The organism is Rhizobium sp. CB3171 (assembly GCF_029714265.1).
Lineage (GTDB): Bacteria > Pseudomonadota > Alphaproteobacteria > Rhizobiales > Rhizobiaceae > Rhizobium.
On sequence record NZ_CP121652.1, the window covers coordinates 1913548 to 1930025 of the forward strand.

Genomic DNA, 16478 nt, shown 5'->3' on the forward strand with positions numbered 1-16478 from the left:
CCATGGCTTTTCTCGAACTTACCAACATCAAGAAGTCCTTCGGCGAAACCAAGGTCGTCCATGACTTCACCATGCATATCGAGAAAGGAGAATTCGTCTCCTTCCTCGGACCGTCCGGCTGCGGCAAGACGACCGTTCTGCGCATGATCGCCGGTTTCGAAACGCCGACCGCCGGCATGCTGACGATCAACGGCAAAGATCAGCGTCCCCTGAAGCCGAACCAGCGCAACATCGGCATGGTGTTCCAGGCTTACGCACTGTTTCCGAACATGACCGTGCATGACAACGTCGCCTTCGGCCTCAAGGTCGCCGGCGTTGCCAAGCCTGACATCGACAAGCGCGTCAAGGAAATGCTCGGCCTGATCAAGCTTGATCATCTTGCCGGTCGTTATCCGTTCCAAATGTCCGGCGGCCAGCAGCAGCGCGTGGCGCTCGCCCGCGCTATCGCCGTCAAGCCGCAGGTCCTCCTGCTCGACGAACCGCTCTCGGCGCTTGATGCCAAGATCCGCGTATCGCTGCGTGAAGAAATTCGCGCCATCCAGCAGCAGCTCGGCATCACCACCGTTTTCGTGACGCATGACCAGGAAGAAGCTCTGTCGATCTCCGATCGCATCGTCGTCATGAACGCCGGCCGCGCCGACCAGATCGGCACGCCCTTCGAAATCTACAACACGCCGGCCACCCGCTTCGTCGCCTCCTTCGTCGGCACGCTGAACCTCATCGAAGGCAAGGTCGTCGATCCGGACAGCAACCGCATCATGATCGGCGATCAGGGTGTGACACTGAAGCAGTCGGTCACCGCCTACAAGCCCGGCGACACCGTATCGCTGGCGCTGCGCCCAGAAGCCGGCTCGCTGGCAGAATCGGCCAAGGGCGACACTGCTCTGACCGGCGAAGTCTCCTCGGCCCACTTCCTGGGTTCGGTGATCCGCACGCGCATGAATGTCGGCGGCAACACCATTTCCTTCGACATGTTCAACAGCCCCGGAATGATGCCTCCAAGCGTCGGCGAGAAAGTCACGCTACGCTTCGCCTCGTCCGATCTGCTGGTCATCCAGGATTGATAAGCAGCGCAATTGGACAGATTTTTCGCAAGCGCCGGGCAAATCGCCCGGCGTTTTTCTTTGATTTCTGTTGCACCGCAATTATAGTCCAGGCGTTCTCAGGGCGGGGTGCAATTCCCCACCGGCGGTATGGAGGCTGATCTCCGAGCCCGCGAGCGCCTTCCGGTTTGCCGGAAGAGTCAGCAGATCCGGTGAGAGGCCGGAGCCGACGGTATAGTCCGGATGGAAGAGAGCAAGCCGGGTCGACGGCTCCTTCGCGCAAGGGGCTTCTGCGGCCTTGCGTGTTCGCCCAAGGGATATTGAGTTAAACCCTTGAAAGGCAGAGTTCATGACCATTTCCATTTTTACGCAGCCGGGCCGCATAGCGTTGATCCGGGCCCGCTGGCATGCCGATATCGTCGATCAGTGCGTCGATTCCTTCATCGCCGAATGGCAGAAGACCGAAGGCGCCTCCCCCATCGACATTTTCGATGTACCCGGCGCCCTGGAAATCCCGCTGCATGCGCAGACGCTCGCCCGCAACGGCCGCTATAGCGCGATCATCGCAACCGCTTTCGTCGTCGACGGCGGCATCTATCGCCACGACTTCGTTGCCGACACCGTTCTCGATGCGATGATGCGCGTGCAATTGGATACCGGCGTTCCGATTCTTTCGACCGTGCTGACGCCGCATCATTTCCAGGAGACGGAAGCGCATATTCATTTCTTCAAGCAGCATTTCGTCATCAAGGGTCAGGAAGTGGCAAACGCCTGCCGACAGATCCTCAGCGAACGCGCCAAGCTGCTGCCATCGGTGACTGTCTGAGTTAAGATGGTGGAGGCGGCAAAGGCCCGCCTTCATTCCTCCGGCAAGGAGCATCGCATGACCGTCCTGCGAATTGTCCCCAATCTGCATGCGGCCGATCCCGCCAGCGCTCGCGCCTTCTATGGCGACCTGCTCGGCTTGGATATCGTTATGGACCACGGCTGGATCATCACCTTTGCCTCGAAGGCGCAGACTGTGCCGCAGATCAGCATAGCCAGCGAAGGCGGCTCAGGCACGACCGTGCCCGATCTTTCGATTGAGGTCGACGACGTCGATCACGTCTATCAACGCGCCCGGTCGATGCAGCTCGACATCGTCTACGATCTGAACGACGAACCCTGGGGAGTCCGGCGTTTCTACGTCCGCGATCCCTTCGGCAAGATCGTGAATATTCTGTCCCATCGATAGGCCGTTCATCCCAAATCGACGTTGAAGGTCACCCGCTCCGCCGACCATAAAGTCTCGGAATAGGTAATGGGCGCACCATCGTTATCGACATCCACTTTGAGAACGACCAATACCGGTGTTGACTTCGGCTGCCGCAACAACCGCGCCTCCTCGGCATTCGGCATGCGCGCCTCGATCTCGGTCGATAGGCGCACATAGTCGTGGACGCCGTAGCTCGCGAGTGCTGCGGTAATGGTCTGATATTGCAGCCTCGCCTTGTCGAAATCCGGAAATCGGTCAGCCGGATAGTAGGTGTCGCCAAGTTCGACGGGCACCCCATCCGCCGTCATGACACCGCGGCGATGGATGACCGGCGCGCCAAGCGCAAGCCTCAGCCGCGCCGCGACAAGCTCGGATGCCGGGACGACCTCGTGGATCAATAATTCGCCGCCAGGCTCGAAACCTTGCTCGATCAAATTCTGGGAGAACCGCGTCTTCTTCGAGAGCCTATAGTCGAGAGCCCCTCTGTGAACGAAGGTCCCTCGCCCCTGCTCCGCGCGCACCAATCCCCGCTGCTCCAAATGGCCGAGCGCCTGGCGGACAGTGAAACGGCTAACACCGAAACGTTGCATGAGTTCAGGTTCGGTCGGCAATTTGGCGCCCGGAGCAAAGGTCCCGGTGGCGATATCCGCCGCCAGGATTTCGCCGATCTGATGCCAGAGAGCACTGCCGCTCTTGCGATCGATCGTTTCCATATCAGATGCGCTTTTCGAGCCGGAACAGGAGCTTGTATTCAGCAGGATAGCTCAGCGCGTCGAGAATGCTCGGATAATATTTGCGATCCTTCGATCCGCTGACGAAGCCGCTATAGCCGAAACGCCGAACGGAAACATCGAAGCCGGCGGCTGCGAAGGCATCGATATAGTCCTGCGGAGAGCGATCCTGCACCGGCGCATTGCTGTTGCCGCCGATCAGCTCGCGCCACTTCGGCCAAAGCGGCATTTCGTTGTGGCAACCGGTGACGGCGTAATAGACACCGCCATTGCGCATGACCTCGAACATCTGCTCGGCATGCCGCTTCAACTCCGGCAGCAGGTAAACGACCTCATAGCTGAATGCGACATCGAAGCTATCGGCAAAAGGCGAAAGATCGGTGGTGACTTGAAACTGCAGCGGCATGTTGCCCTTGGCCGCCACAGCCGCCGCAACCGATTCCGAAGCAATGTCGATGCCGACGCCGCGACAGAACGGCCGCATCGCGTGAAGCAGCCGCAGAAAGCCGCCGCGATTGCAGCCAAAATCCAGCACGGTTTTCGACGAAAAATCCCGCTCCGGCACGCTCTCGATGAAATGCCGCCAATAGGGGCTGTGCGACTCTGCCATCGCGATGTCGCCATTCGGTTGGAGAAGCTCATCCAAGTGCATCATGCCGGCGTTTAGGGTAGGGGATCACCCCTCCTCATGCAAATGCGCCAGGAACACTTCCGCTGGCGTTTTGTAGCCGAGGCATTTCCGCGGCTGGTCGTTGAGATGGCGGGCAAGGTGGATCAAGTCGCGCTGAGAGACGGCTGCAAGATCAGTATCGCCTGGCATGAAGCGACGAATGCGCTTGTTGGCATTTTCGACGGCTCCCTTCTGCCAGGGTGCACTGGGATCGCAGAACCAGCTGCGCGCGCCAATCCCATCTTCCAAAGCCCTGAATCCGGCAAACTCGGTGCCGCGGTCGAAGGTGAAGCTCTGGCGTGCGAAGGCTGGCAAAGGAGAGAATGTTGCGATGATCTTGTCCATGATCGGACGGGAGTGTCGGCTTTGGTTCTTGATCATCACGGTGTAGCGGCTTTTGCGCTCGACCAATGAGGTGAGGTTGGCATGACCGAGCTCGCGTTCGAAGATCAAAAGGTCGCCTTCCCAGTGACCGAACCTCGTCCGATTGCCAATAAAATCAGGTCGTTGCGATATCCGATGACTGGCGGGAAACACGCTATTTCGTGGCTTTCTGGAGCCACGGGGGCGGCGCTTGCGGCGCGCCTCCGGCAGATAGCGATAAAGCCCCAGCCCGTAATCCTCCTTGCCGTAGATGAAGCGGTAGATCGTCTCCTTGCAAATGCGAACAAGGCTCAGGCCGTCCAACAGCAGACGGCCGGCGATTTGCTCCGGTGACCAGTAGGCCTCCAGCTTCTCAATCACCATACGACGCAGATGCGGATGGCGTCTAAGCTTTCGCAAGCGCCGTCGTCGCTCCTTGGCAATGTCATCGGCAACCGTCGAGAAGTAGCCGCTGTATTCGGGAAGCTCGCGGTCATGGAACGTGTTGCGCCTGATCTCACGATAGATGGTCGAGCGGTGACGACCGAGCTGGCGGGCCATCTCGTTGATCGGCACCTTGCGCTCGACAAGATGATGAAGGCGACGACGATCGGCGAGGGTCAATTGCTGATAGCATCGGGACATGCCAAAATCTCCAAAGTGAAGCCATTGAAATCATTGGCATGTCGCACTTGGAAATAGAATGTACCGGTTCGGTATGCCAAGTTGCATAAGTGGTCGCTGCATTTGCCATGATGCGCTCGCTGTTGGTGTTGACTGAGCGAGTGATAGCGCACCTCTGTGACAGGCACATGAATTCGTCCGGACGACTGGATCATTTGAGGGCTAATCGCTGGACAAATAAAAAGAGGGCCCTGCCAAAGCAGAGCCCTCTTCAATATGCCAAATGCCGACGCCTACGCGCGAATGGCCCGATCGTTTGCGTCGAAGCGATGCATATGTCTGGTCTCCGGCGTCGCATAGACCGTTTCGTCCGGCTCATATTTGTGTTCACCGAAAAGACGCGCGGTCAGAAGGCCGGTTTGGTTGGATTCGAGATAGATGATCGTATCGGCGCCGAGATGTTCGACATGGATGACCTTGGCGGCCCAGGTGCCGTGGTCGCGCGACAAAGTGATATGCTCCGGACGGATGCCGATGGTCTTGGCACCGCTCTGCTCGAGCTTCTCCGCCGGAATGAAGTTCATCTGCGGCGAACCGATGAAGCCGGCGACGAAGATGTTCGCGGGCCGGTTATAGAGCTCCATCGGCGAACCGATCTGCTCGATCGCGCCGGCGTTCATCACTACGATCTTGTCGGCCAGCGTCATGGCTTCGACCTGATCGTGGGTGACATAGATCATCGTTGCCTTCAGGCTGCGATGCAGGCGGGCGATTTCAAGCCGGGTCTGAACGCGCAATGCCGCATCGAGGTTCGACAGCGGCTCGTCGAACAGAAAGAGCTCCGGTTCGCGCACGATGGCGCGGCCAATGGCGACGCGCTGACGTTGGCCGCCGGAGAGTTCGGCGGGACGACGGGCGAGATAGGGGGCGAGAGAAAGCATGCTCGACGCCTTTTCCACACGACCTTCGATCTCATCCTTGGCGGTGCCAGCCTGCTTCAGGCCGAGGCCCATATTGTCCTTCACCGTCAGATGCGGATAGAGCGCATAGGACTGGAACACCATGGAAATGCCGCGCTTGGCAGGCGGCGTAACCGTCACATCCTTGCCATTGATCAAAACCGCGCCCGAGGTTACGTCCTCCAGGCCGGCGATGCTGCGCAAAAGAGTCGACTTACCGCAACCGGAAGGGCCGACGAAGATGACGAACTCGCCATCCTTCACCTCGAGGTCGATGCCCTTCAGCACATCATGCGTACCATAGGCCTTGCGGATAGATTTCAGTTGAAGCGATCCCACAGTCTCTTATCCCTTACAAATAAACGGGCTTGCCGGTGCGCACGCTCTCGTCGGCGGCGAGGCAGATGCGCAGCGATTGAACAGCGTCGGCCATATGGCGGCTAAGGTCGATATCCTCGCGGATGGCCTTCAGCATGAAGGCCTGTTCGCGATCGCACAGCTCCTGGTGACCCGGCTCTCCGTCCATGCGCAGATTCTGATCGGGACGGATGAACTTGCCGTTCGGACCGGTCTCGGCCGTATGCAGCCGGATGACGGAGGTCTTGGTGTGTGTGTCGATGTCGTCCGACTTGGCGTTGGGGTCCATGACGATCGAGACCGCGCCATTCGGCGACATCACATCCTTCACGAAGAAAGCCGTTTCGGAAATCATCGGCCCCCAGCCGGCCTCGTACCAGCCGACCGAACCATCTTCGTAGATCACCTGCAGATGGCCGTAATTGTACATATCCGGCGCGATCTCGTCCGACATGCGCAGACCCATGCCGCGCACCTCGACCGGCTTTGCGTCGGTGATCTGGCACATGACATCGACATAGTGCACGCCGCAATCGACGATCGGAGACGTGGTGCGCATCAGCGCCTTATGCGTCTCCCAGGTCGGTCCGCTCGACTGTTGGTTCAGGTTCATGCGGAAGACATAAGGACCGCCGAGCTTGCGCGCTTCGGCAATCAACCGCATCCAAGACGGATGGTGGCGCAGGATATAGCCGATCACCAACTTGCGGCCAGCTTTCTTAGCCGCGGCCACAACGCGCTCCGCATCTTCAACGGTCGTCGCCAGCGGCTTTTCCACGAATACGTCGCAGCCGGCCTCGAAAGCCATGACGGCATAATCCGCGTGGCTGTCTGAATAGGTGTTGATCGAGCAGAGATCGGGCTTCAGCTCTCTCAGCGCCGTTTCGAAATCCGGATGGATTGTGTAACCCTGCAGCTCATCAGCCAGCTTCGGCTTCGAGCGATTGACGAGGCCAACAATCTCGAAACCGGGATTGTTGTGGTAGGCAAGCGCATGGCTGCGGCCCATATTGCCAAGGCCGGCGACCAACACGCGGATCGGCTTATGAGATGAGCTCACTTGACTGCTCCGGATGTAATGCCGCGAATGAGTTGGCGTGAGAAGAGGACGTAGAGGATGAGGATGGGCAGGATGGCGAGCGTCAGCGCCGCCAGGACTGCGTTCCAGTTGGTAACGAATTGGCCGATGAAGATTTGCGAGCCCAGCGTCACCGTCTTGGTCGCCTCGCTCGGCGCTAGGATCAGCGGGAACCACAGGTCATTCCAGATCGGGATCATGGTGAAGACGGCGACCGTCGCCATGGCCGGACGAACCAACGGGAGCACAAGACGGAAGAAGATCGCGTATTCGCTGAGCCCATCGATGCGACCGGCATTCTTCAAGTCATCCGAGACGGTCCGCATGAATTCCGAAAGGATGAATATGGCAAGCGGCAGGCCCTGCGCCGTGTAGACGAGGATCAGCGAGGTCAGCGTATTGACCAAGCCGGCGGCGACCATGCCCTGCAGGATGGCGACCGTACCGAGGCGGATCGGGATCATGATGCCGATCGCAAGATAAAGCCCCATGATCATATTGCCGCGAAAGCGGTATTCCGATAGCGCGAAGGCGGCCATGGCGCCGAACAGCAGGGTCAAGACGATCGAGACGATCGTCACGATGAAGCTGTTCTCGAAATAGGTCAGGAAGTCCCCCTGCTTTAGAACGGTCTGATAACCGATCAGACTAAAGCTGGATGGCGTTGGGATGCTCAGGGGCGCGCGGAAGATCGAGGCGCGGTCCTTGAAGGAATTGATGATCGTCAGAAACACCGGAAAGATGGCAAGCAACGTGTAGGCGATCAACGCCAGATGCACGAGGCCGGAGCGGACAAGGGAAGTGCGTGCCTTGGACATCGTCGCCTCTCCTCAGAACTGGTAGCGGCGGATGCGCCGCTGGACGATGAAAAGATAGAATGAGACGCCGGCGAGAATGATCAGGAACATTACCGTCGCGATGGTCGCGCCCATCGAGCGGTCGCCGAGCTGTAGCTGGAAGCCGAAGAAGACGCGGTAGAGCAACGTGCCAAGAATATCGGTGGAACCATCCGGCCCCGCCAGCGCGCCCTGCACGGTGTAGACAAGGTCGAAAGCGTTGAAATTGCCGACGAAGGTCAGGATCGAGATGATGCCGATCGCCGGCAGCACCAGTGGCAGCTTGATCTTCCAGAACTGGCTCCAACCGGTGATGCCATCGCACTCGGCCGCCTCGATCACCTCTTCAGGGATGTTCAGTAGCGCGGCATAGATCAGCATCATCGGGATGCCGACATATTGCCAGACCGAGATCAGCGCGACGGTGACGAGAGCCGTGCCCGGCTTGCCGAGCCAGGGAGCAAAGAACGACTTAAGGCCGACCATGCCCATCAAATCGGGCGCCACACCCCAGAGCGGCGACAGAATAAGCTTCCAGATGAAACCGACGATGACGAAGGAAAGCAGCGTCGGCAGAAACATGGCGGTGCGATAGAAGGCGACGAACCGCAGCTTCGGCAGCGACAGCAGCGCCGCAAGCGCGACACCGATCGGGTTCTGCACGCACATGTGGATGGCAAAGAAGATCAAATTGTTGCGCAGCGCATTCCAGAAATCATGCGACCAGCGATCATCCCCGAACAACACTTTGAAATTGTTGAGACCCACGAAGGTCGATTGGTTGTCGACGACGTTGTACAGCGACAGCCGCAATGTCTCGATCAGAGGCAGGATCATCACCGCCGTGTAGACGATGAAGGCCGGAAGAAGGAAAACGAAGATATGCCAACGCTTCTGGCGCTTGATCGGGACCGCATCAAAAGCGGCTGCTATACTGGCTTTGCTCATGGCTTTCTGCCTGCTTTTATTGGCTACGCATCGGGACGGCAGCGCAAATGTTCAATTCGCCCGCTGTTCCGGCTCTCCGGCCAAACATGGAGAAACAATATCGGGCGCGGCTCGATGTGGTGTCGCGACAGCCGCGGGTCCGGCGGCTCATATCGGCATACAAATAATGAAGGCGCGTCATGCACTTACCCATCAAAAGCGGGAAAGCAGCAACCGATGACCTCTGTCCTTCTATCCGCAGGCACCGGCGGTAGAACAAGGTGAGGAGCACGAGGCCCCTCACCCGACTTACGTCAAAGCAGGCTTACTTTGCCGGCTTGTACCACTTATCGAGGCCGGCCTGCAGCTTCTTGGCAGCAGCGTCCGGCGCGTCCGTGCCGTTGATCACGTTGGCGGATTCCGTCCAGGTTTCGTTTTCCAGGTTCGGCGTGCCGCGCGACAGGATCTGGTACGTCGAACGAACCGTCGACTTGTGATTGTCACGCCAGGAAACGAATTCCTGAGCGAGCGGATCGGTCATCTTCACCGGATGCGAGTTCAGGCTGAAGAAGCCCGGGAGCGCGTTGGCGTAGATGTTGGCGAACTCGTCCGAGGCGACCCAGCTCAAGAACTTCTTGGCCTCTTCCGCATGCTTGCTCTTGGCATTCAGACCGACGCCGATATCCGGATGGTCGGAGATGTAAGCCGTGTCGCCAGCCTTTGCGACCGGCGGCGGGAAGGCACCCATCTTGAACTGAGCCTGCGTGTTGAACAGCGCGATTTCCCACGAACCGGCCGGGTAGATGGCAGCCTTGCCGAGCGTAAAGAGGTTCTGGCTGTCAGAATAGCTCTGGGCTTCGAAGCCGTCGCCGAGGTAAGGCTTCCACTTGGCGAGTTCCTTGTAAGGATCGACCCACGGAGCATCCGTCAGCTTTTCCTTGCCGGAAATCAGAGCCAGGCGGCCGTCTTCGCCCTTCCAGTAGTTCGGGCCGATGTTCTGATAGCCCATGGTTGCAGCTTCCCACAGATCCTTTGTGCCCATGGCCATCGGAATGTAGGTGCCGTCAGCCTTGAGCTTGTCCAGCACTGCGAAGAATTCGTCGCGGGTCGCCGGAACCTTGAGGCCGAGCTTGTCGAAGGCATCCTTGTTGTAGATGAAGCCGTGGATGACCGAAGCCATCGGCACGCAGAAGGTCGACTTGCCGTCGTCCGTGGTCCAGGCAGCCTTGGCGACCGGCGAGAAGTTATCCATACCCTTCAGCGATGTCAGGTCGGACAACTGCTTCTTATTGAAGAGGTCCAGCGAAGCGTCGAACGGACGGCAAGTGATGATGTCGCCGGCGGAACCAGCTTCAAGCTTGGCGTTCAGCGATGCGTTGTACTCGGTCGGAGCCGTCGGCGAGAAGACGATCTTGATGCCAGGATTCTTGGCTTCGAATGCCGGGATGATCTTTTCCTGCCAAATCTGCAGGTCGTCGTTGCGCCAGCTTTCAACCGTCAGCGTCACGTCCGCCGCATGCGCGAAGCCAACCGAGGTCAGCAGGCTGGATGCGAGGAGTAAGCCTTTCAGAACATTGTTTTTCATTTCCCTCTCCTGTTTAAGCGCCCGGAATAAGGCACCGTTCTCGATCTGAAAATCCGTTGGCATATCCGAGGAAACAGCCAACGCTCCACAAGGACCGCCAACATTGCCGGCCCCAAATGCACAAGGGCGCAAGGCACTGTGCCTGATCGGCCCGATCAATCGTGACCCGCCGGACGACCGGACAAGGACACAAGAAACTCAACACACGGGAAATTCGTGACGAACGCCGTCGCGCAGACCCTGTTTGATCTACGCGGCTCCTGACAACGGCAGAGGTCCGCCACCTTCTGCTTGGCGTTCCGGCTATTGTTATTCTGCCGGTTCTGCCGATGCCTGTTCGAACTGTTCCCTTGCAAGAATTAAGGCCAAAAAAATACCAATTGTCCAGCCGAAATTTAACTTTTCTGAGTCGGAAAAACCGATAAAAAATTTTATCGATATTTTTCAATATGATACAGAAACACAAAAAGCGACGCATTGCCTATTGGTAAATGGTATTTTTTTGGTATTGTAGGAAAAAATGGGGAACGGGTGGTTATCCGGAGGGTGTGATGACGGAGTTTGCGATCGGTATCGACGGCGGGGGAACAAGCTGCCGCGCTGCTGTGACAGACAGGCTGGGTAAAGTCCTCGGTAACGGCAAGGCGGGGGCAGCCAATATCCTTTCCGATCTCGAAAACTCTTTGGTCAACATCGTCGCATCCGCCCGAGAAGCCCTCAGCGACGCCGGACTCGATCCGGAGTTGGTCCATGCACTGCCCGCCGTTGTCGGCACGGCCGGCGCCAACGTCGGTGACTATGGCAAGCGCATCGAAAAAGCGCTGCCCTTTGCAAACAGCCATGTCGTCACCGACGCGACGATAGCGCTTCAGGGTGCGCTCGGCGATGCCGATGGAATAATCGGCGCATTCGGCACCGGTTCCGTCTACAATGCTCGACGCGACGGCAAGATTTGGGGCATCGGTGGCTGGGGCTTTGTCGTTGGCGACCAGGCCAGTGGTGCGCGTCTCGGCCGCGATCTGCTGGAGCGCTCACTTCTGGCGCACGACAAGGTGCAGCCACCCTCGCCAATCACCGAAAAGATCATGGCTGAATTCGGCGGCGATCCCGAACGCATCGTCGAATTCGCGCATGCTTCCAAACCGAAAGATTTTGCGCGTTACGCGCCGATGGTCTTTGAACATGCCGAAAGGGAGGATGTGGTCGCTGTCGGCATCGTCAAGACAGCGGTGAACGCTATCGCCGAAAGCCTCGACACGCTGCTCTGGCCCGAGTGCCCGGCGATCTGCCTACTGGGTGGTCTCTCGAAGGCATATCATCCCCGGCTCGCTTCGCGACACAAGGCGCTTCTCATGGAACCGAAAGGCGACGTATTGCGCGGCGCGGTCGAACTGGCGGCCAAGCTCCTGCAAAAAGACATGGGGAGCACGCCATGACCGAGGATTTAAGCCATATCTTCTCGCCGGAACGCCTTCTCGTCGGCGGCACCGGCCCGCTTTATGTCAAGCTGCGCCGCACGCTCGAAGACGCCGTCAAGGTTGGCACGCTGAAACATGGCGATGCCTTGCCGCCGGAGCGCGATATAGCCGAATATGCAGCCGTCAGCCGCGTGACGGTACGCAAGGCGATCGACGATCTCGTGGCGGAGGGCATCCTTGTCCGTCGCCATGGCTCCGGCACTTTCGTCGCCAAGCCGGTCTCCAAGGTCGAACAGCGCCTGTCGCAGCTAACGTCCTTCACTGAAGACATGGCACGGCGGGGCATGACAGCACGCTCCGAATGGCTGCATAAGGGCGTGCACACCCCCTCGCCAGATGAAATGATGATCCTCGGCCTTGCCGCCGGCACCAAGGTTTCTCGCCTCAGCCGTCTGCGCATCGCCGACGACCAGCCGCTGGCCATCGAACATGCCAGCGTCTCCGGCGAGTTCCTGCCGGACCCATCCACAGTGACCGCGTCGCTTTATGCCGAGCTCGAAAAGCGCCAGGTCCGCCCGGTCCGTGCCGTCCAACGTATCTCCGCGACCAACATGAAAGAGGCCGACGCCGGCCTGCTAGGCGTTCCCGTCGGGGCTGCAGGCCTGTCGATCGAACGCATCTCCTACCTCGGCTCCGGTCGCGCCGTGGAATTTACCCGCTCGCTCTATCGAGGAGACGCTTATGACTTTGTTGCGGAGCTGACGATCGGAGCGACGTAGGGTTGAGTTAACGAGCATCCCTCACTCGCTTTTTCCACTCCACCGTCAAATCAGATCATCATGCCGCGTCATCCACTGCGGTATCGCGGCTTTCCGGCACATAGTTGAGCACCGGTCCCAGCCAGCGCTCCATCTCCGCAACGGGCATGCCCTTGCGGGCCGCATAGTCTTCCACCTGATCTCGCTCGACCTTGGCTACACCGAAATAATAGGAGTCGGGATGGCCGATATAGAGTCCGGAGACGGAGGAACCGGGCCACATGGCGTAGCTTTCGGTGAGCTTCACACCGGTTGCAGCTTCCGCATCGAGCAGACGGAACAGAGTTTCTTTTTCGGTGTGGTCGGGCTGGGCAGGATAGCCCGGCGCAGGGCGGATGCCGGCATAGGCCTCCGCCAGCAGCTCGTCGCCGTCGAGGTTTTCATCCTTGGCATAGCCCCAGAACTCGCGCCGCACCCGCTCATGCATCCGTTCGGCAAAAGCCTCGGCGAAGCGATCGGCGAGCGCCTTAACGAGGATCGAAGAATAATCGTCATTGGCGCGCTCAAAACGCTCGGCGATGGCGATTTCCTCGATCCCGGCCGTGACGACGAAACCGCCGACATAGTCGCCGATGCCACTCGAAACGGGCGCTACGAAATCCGATAGCGCCACGTTCGGGCGGCCATCCCGCTTCGACAATTGCTGGCGCAGTGTGTAGAAGGTCGCGAGTTCGTCGGTGCGGCCCTCATCGGTGAACAATCTGATATCATCGCCGACCGTGCCTGCCGGCCAGAAGCCTACAACGGCGCGCGGGCGGAACCAGTTCTCCGCGATGATCTTTTCGAGCATGGCCTGTGCATCGGCATAAAGCTGCTGCGCCGCCTCACCCTGTTTCTCGTCTTCGAGGATGGCCGGGAAACGGCCCTTCAACTCCCAGGTCTGGAAGAACGGCGTCCAGTCGATGTATGTGGCAAGCTCTGCCAGATCGTAATTCTCGAACACCTTCGTGCCGAAGAACTGCGGCGTCACAGGTTTGTAATTCGCCCAATCAACCTTCTCCGCATTCTCACGCGCCCTTGCGAGCGGCAGCCGCACCTTCTCCGCCTCGCTGCGGGCATGCGCAGCGGCAACCTTGGCATATTCCGCGCGAACGGTATCGACATAGCCCTGCTTAGCCTCCGGCGACAATAGCGCCGAGACGACACCTACGGCACGGCTGGCATCGGTGACATAGACAGTTTGGCCCTTCTCATAGCGTGGATGGATCTTCACGGCGGTGTGCACGCGGCTGGTGGTTGCACCGCCGATCAGCAGTGGAATATCGAACCCCTGCCGCTCCATTTCCGAAGCAACATGCACCATCTCGTCCAGGGACGGGGTGATCAGGCCGGAGAGGCCGATGATATCGACCTTCTCGGCGATTGCCGTTTCCAGGATCTTCGTCGCCGGCACCATGACGCCGAGATCGATGATTTCGTAATTGTTGCAGGCAAGCACGACGCCGACGATGTTCTTGCCGATATCATGCACATCGCCCTTGACGGTCGCCATCAGCACCTTGCCTGCCGCCTGGCGTTCGCCGTTGCCGCCATTGGCGAGCTTTTCCGCCTCCATATAAGGCAGCAGCACGGCAACGGCCTGCTTCATGACACGGGCCGACTTTACTACCTGCGGCAGGAACATCTTACCTGAACCGAAGAGGTCGCCGACGACATTCATGCCAGCCATTAACGGACCTTCGATGACGTGCAGCGGTCGCTCGGCCTTTTGCCGCGCCTCTTCGGTATCCGCTTCGATATATTCGGTGATGCCGTTGACCAATGCGTGCTCGAGCCGCTTCTCGACTGACCAGTCCCGCCAGGCGAGATCCTGTACCTTGGCTTCCCGGTTACCGGCACCACGAAAACGCTCGGCTATTTCGAGCAGCCGCTCTGTGCCGTCGGGCCGGCGGTTAAGAACGACATCCTCGCAGGCCTCGCGCAGCTCGGGATCGATGTTGTCATAAACTGCGAGCTGGCCGGCATTGACGATGCCCATGTCCATGCCCGCCTGAATGGCATGGTAGAGAAATACGGCATGCATCGCCTCGCGCACCGGCTCGTTGCCGCGGAAGGAGAAGGAAAGATTCGAAACGCCGCCTGAGATATGGACCAAAGGCATGGTCTGGCGGATTGTTCGCGTCGCCTCGATGAAATCGACGCCGTAATTGTTGTGCTCCTCGATGCCGGTCGCGACCGCGAAGATATTCGGATCGAAGATAATGTCTTCCGGCGGCAGCCCCGCCTCTTCAGTCAGAAGCTTGTAGGCGCGCGCGCAGATCTCGACCTTGCGCTGATAGCTGTCGGCCTGCCCCTGCTCGTCGAACGCCATGACGACAACGGCAGCGCCATAATTGCGCAGCAGCCGGGCTTGCTTAAGGAAATTCTCCTCGCCCTCTTTCAACGAGATAGAGTTGACGATCGGTTTGCCCTGCACACATTTTAGACCGGCTTCGATGATTGAGAATTTCGAGCTGTCGATCATGACGGGCACACGGGCGATATCCGGCTCGGCGGCGATCAGGTTGAGGAACTCGACCATCGCCTTTTCGGAATCGATCAGACCCTCATCCATGTTGATATCGATCACCTGCGCACCGTTTTCGACCTGGTCGCGAGCAACGGCCAACGCTGCCGTGTAGTCGGCATTGGTGATCAGTTTGCGGAATTTTGCCGAGCCGGTAACGTTGGTCCGCTCGCCGACATTGACGAACGGAATGTCTTTGGTCAGCTCGAAGGGCTCCAGGCCGGAGAGCGACATAAATGGGCGGTGCGCCGCAAGCTGGCGCGGCTGGTATTTCGAAACCGCCTGAGCGATTGCGGCGATATGTTCCGGCGTCGAGCCGCAGCAGCCGCCGACAATGTTGACAAGGCCGTCTCGCGCAAAAGCTTCAACCTGCGCCGCCATCATCTCAGGCGTTTCGTCATATTGGCCGAATTCGTTCGGCAGGCCGGCATTGGGATAGGCGCAGACGAAGGTATCGGCAATGGCCGAAAGTTCCTGCAGATGCGGCCGCATGGCATTCGCGCCAAGTGCACAATTGAGGCCGATGGTGAAGGGGCTGGCATGGCGCACCGAATTCCAGAAGGCCGACGGCGTCTGGCCGGAGAGCGTCCGCCCGGAAAGATCGGTGATCGTCCCCGAGATCATCACCGGCAAGCGGACGCCCTTAGCCTCGAACCGCTCCTCGCAGGCAAAAATCGCCGCCTTGGCGTTCAGCGTATCGAAGATTGTTTCGATCAGGATGATATCGGCGCCGCCATCGATTAGGCCGTCGATCTGCTCGCCATAGGCCAGTCGCAGATCGTCGAAGCTCACCGCGCGATAGCCGGGATTGTTGACATCAGGGGAAATCGAAGCGGTGCGGTTGGTCGGGCCGATAGCGCCAGCGACAAAACGGCGCCTGCCGTCCTCGCGTTCGGCACGGATCGCCGCCCGGCGGGCAACTGCCGCACCCTCCTTGTTGAGGTCGTAAACCGCGCCTTCCATCTGATAATCGGCCTGGGCAATGCGGGTCGAAGAGAACGTATTGGTCTCCAGAATATCCGCGCCGGCCTTGGCATAGCGGTAATGGATTTCCTCGATGGCGTCAGGCTGAGTGAGAATCAGAAGGTCGTTATTGCCCTTTTGATGACAGGCGCAGCCAATAAAGCGATCGCCGCGGAAATGATCCTCGTCGAAGCCGAGCCCTTGGATTTGTGTCCCCATGGCGCCGTCAAGCACAAGGATTCGCTCGCTCGCTGCCCGCTTCAGGGCCGAGAAGACTTCACTGCCATCGCGTTTCGCTGTTTCCGAGCCAAAAAGATTGTCAAACATATGCGAACTCCACTGGCC

Annotated in this window: 15 protein-coding genes and 1 riboswitch; of the genes, 6 read left to right on the top strand and 9 right to left on the bottom strand. The window is 59.0% G+C overall.

The genetic code is table 11. From position 1 onward, the window contains the following. The first annotated feature begins 2 nt into the window (after positions 1-2). The 3 genes from QA648_RS09360 to QA648_RS09370 all read left to right on the top strand — a co-directional run bounded on the left by QA648_RS09360 (position 3) and on the right by QA648_RS09370 (position 2277). A complete protein-coding gene (locus tag QA648_RS09360) occupies positions 3-1064 on the top strand; it encodes an ABC transporter ATP-binding protein (RefSeq protein ID WP_104823605.1) in 1062 nt (353 codons plus the stop codon). A 90-nt stretch (positions 1065-1154) separates the two neighbouring features. Further along, positions 1155-1302, top strand: a riboswitch (FMN riboswitch). Positions 1303-1392: 90 nt separating this feature from the next. After that, positions 1393-1869 (top strand): 6,7-dimethyl-8-ribityllumazine synthase, encoded by a 477-nt coding sequence (locus tag QA648_RS09365; RefSeq protein WP_283051091.1) that lies wholly within the window; start codon positions 1393-1395, stop codon positions 1867-1869. Between the two features lie 57 nt (positions 1870-1926). After that, entirely contained in the window at positions 1927-2277 is a 351-nt protein-coding gene (locus QA648_RS09370) for a VOC family protein (protein WP_283051093.1), read from the top strand. 5 nt (positions 2278-2282) lie between these two features. On the opposite strand, the gene phnF is transcribed toward QA648_RS09370, so the two are convergent. The 8 genes from phnF to QA648_RS09410 all read right to left on the bottom strand — a co-directional run bounded on the left by phnF (position 2283) and on the right by QA648_RS09410 (position 10428). Further along, positions 2283-3011 carry a phosphonate metabolism transcriptional regulator PhnF gene (gene phnF, locus QA648_RS09375; RefSeq protein ID WP_104823607.1) on the bottom strand — a complete coding sequence of 243 codons (729 nt, stop codon included), beginning with the start codon at positions 3009-3011 and terminating at the stop codon, positions 2283-2285. Between the two features lies 1 nt (position 3012). After that, a complete protein-coding gene (locus QA648_RS09380) occupies positions 3013-3639 on the bottom strand; it encodes a methyltransferase domain-containing protein (protein ID WP_283051095.1) in 627 nt (208 codons plus the stop codon). Positions 3640-3705: 66 nt separating this feature from the next. Continuing rightward, positions 3706-4707 (bottom strand): IS30 family transposase, encoded by a 1002-nt coding sequence (locus tag QA648_RS09385; RefSeq protein ID WP_283051097.1) that lies wholly within the window; start codon positions 4705-4707, stop codon positions 3706-3708. Between the two features lie 272 nt (positions 4708-4979). Then, complete coding sequence (locus tag QA648_RS09390; RefSeq protein WP_283051099.1) at positions 4980-5984, bottom strand: ABC transporter ATP-binding protein; 1005 nt, start codon at positions 5982-5984, stop codon at positions 4980-4982. A 13-nt stretch (positions 5985-5997) separates the two neighbouring features. Next, positions 5998-7011, bottom strand: coding sequence for a Gfo/Idh/MocA family oxidoreductase (locus QA648_RS09395; RefSeq protein ID WP_283051286.1), 1014 nt, complete (start codon positions 7009-7011; stop codon positions 5998-6000). A gap of 47 nt (positions 7012-7058) precedes the next feature. After that, complete coding sequence (locus QA648_RS09400; protein WP_283051101.1) at positions 7059-7898, bottom strand: carbohydrate ABC transporter permease; 840 nt, start codon at positions 7896-7898, stop codon at positions 7059-7061. 12 nt (positions 7899-7910) lie between these two features. Beyond that, the gene (locus tag QA648_RS09405) at positions 7911-8864 is read right to left on the bottom strand and encodes a sugar ABC transporter permease (protein ID WP_283051103.1); all 954 of its coding nucleotides are present in this window, start codon (positions 8862-8864) and stop codon (positions 7911-7913) included. Between the two features lie 304 nt (positions 8865-9168). After that, the gene (locus tag QA648_RS09410; protein ID WP_104823613.1) at positions 9169-10428 is read right to left on the bottom strand and encodes an ABC transporter substrate-binding protein; all 1260 of its coding nucleotides are present in this window, start codon (positions 10426-10428) and stop codon (positions 9169-9171) included. A gap of 244 nt (positions 10429-10672) precedes the next feature. Here QA648_RS09410 and QA648_RS09415 point away from each other — a divergent pair, with 244 nt between their 5' ends. From QA648_RS09415 to QA648_RS09425, 3 genes are read left to right on the top strand one after another with little or no spacing between them, the layout of a single operon-like run. After that, entirely contained in the window at positions 10673-10942 is a 270-nt protein-coding gene (locus tag QA648_RS09415) for a hypothetical protein (protein WP_283051105.1), read from the top strand. A 37-nt stretch (positions 10943-10979) separates the two neighbouring features. Continuing rightward, on the top strand, positions 10980-11864 hold the full coding sequence (locus QA648_RS09420) for a BadF/BadG/BcrA/BcrD ATPase family protein (RefSeq protein ID WP_283051107.1): 885 nt from the start codon (positions 10980-10982) through the stop codon (positions 11862-11864). Beyond that, positions 11861-12625, top strand: coding sequence for a GntR family transcriptional regulator (locus tag QA648_RS09425; protein WP_283051108.1), 765 nt, complete (start codon positions 11861-11863; stop codon positions 12623-12625). The genes QA648_RS09420 and QA648_RS09425 overlap by 4 nt, the downstream gene beginning before the upstream one ends. A 58-nt stretch (positions 12626-12683) precedes the next feature. On the opposite strand, the gene metH is transcribed toward QA648_RS09425, so the two are convergent. After that, positions 12684-16460: a methionine synthase gene (metH, locus tag QA648_RS09430; RefSeq protein ID WP_283051110.1), complete on the bottom strand. Its 3777-nt coding sequence runs from the start codon at positions 16458-16460 to the stop codon at positions 12684-12686. Between the last annotated feature and the right edge of the window lie 18 nt (positions 16461-16478).

What these genes read in the sequence shown, in the direction of transcription:
- QA648_RS09360 (WP_104823605.1), top strand. Translation starts at nt 3, where the DNA reads ATGGCTTTTCTCGAACTTACCAACATCAAGAAGTCCTTCGGCGAAACC.
- QA648_RS09365 (WP_283051091.1), top strand. Translation starts at nt 1,393, where the DNA reads ATGACCATTTCCATTTTTACGCAGCCGGGCCGCATAGCGTTGATCCGG.
- QA648_RS09370 (WP_283051093.1), top strand. Translation starts at nt 1,927, where the DNA reads ATGACCGTCCTGCGAATTGTCCCCAATCTGCATGCGGCCGATCCCGCC.
- phnF (WP_104823607.1), bottom strand. Translation starts at nt 3,011, where the DNA reads ATGGAAACGATCGATCGCAAGAGCGGCAGTGCTCTCTGGCATCAGATC.
- QA648_RS09380 (WP_283051095.1), bottom strand. Translation starts at nt 3,639, where the DNA reads ATGGCAGAGTCGCACAGCCCCTATTGGCGGCATTTCATCGAGAGCGTG.
- QA648_RS09385 (WP_283051097.1), bottom strand. Translation starts at nt 4,707, where the DNA reads ATGTCCCGATGCTATCAGCAATTGACCCTCGCCGATCGTCGTCGCCTT.
- QA648_RS09395 (WP_283051286.1), bottom strand. Translation starts at nt 7,011, where the DNA reads ATGGGCCGCAGCCATGCGCTTGCCTACCACAACAATCCCGGTTTCGAG.
- QA648_RS09400 (WP_283051101.1), bottom strand. Translation starts at nt 7,898, where the DNA reads ATGTCCAAGGCACGCACTTCCCTTGTCCGCTCCGGCCTCGTGCATCTG.
- QA648_RS09405 (WP_283051103.1), bottom strand. Translation starts at nt 8,864, where the DNA reads ATGAGCAAAGCCAGTATAGCAGCCGCTTTTGATGCGGTCCCGATCAAG.
- QA648_RS09410 (WP_104823613.1), bottom strand. Translation starts at nt 10,428, where the DNA reads ATGAAAAACAATGTTCTGAAAGGCTTACTCCTCGCATCCAGCCTGCTG.
- QA648_RS09420 (WP_283051107.1), top strand. Translation starts at nt 10,980, where the DNA reads ATGACGGAGTTTGCGATCGGTATCGACGGCGGGGGAACAAGCTGCCGC.
- QA648_RS09425 (WP_283051108.1), top strand. Translation starts at nt 11,861, where the DNA reads ATGACCGAGGATTTAAGCCATATCTTCTCGCCGGAACGCCTTCTCGTC.
- metH (WP_283051110.1), bottom strand. Translation starts at nt 16,460, where the DNA reads ATGTTTGACAATCTTTTTGGCTCGGAAACAGCGAAACGCGATGGCAGT.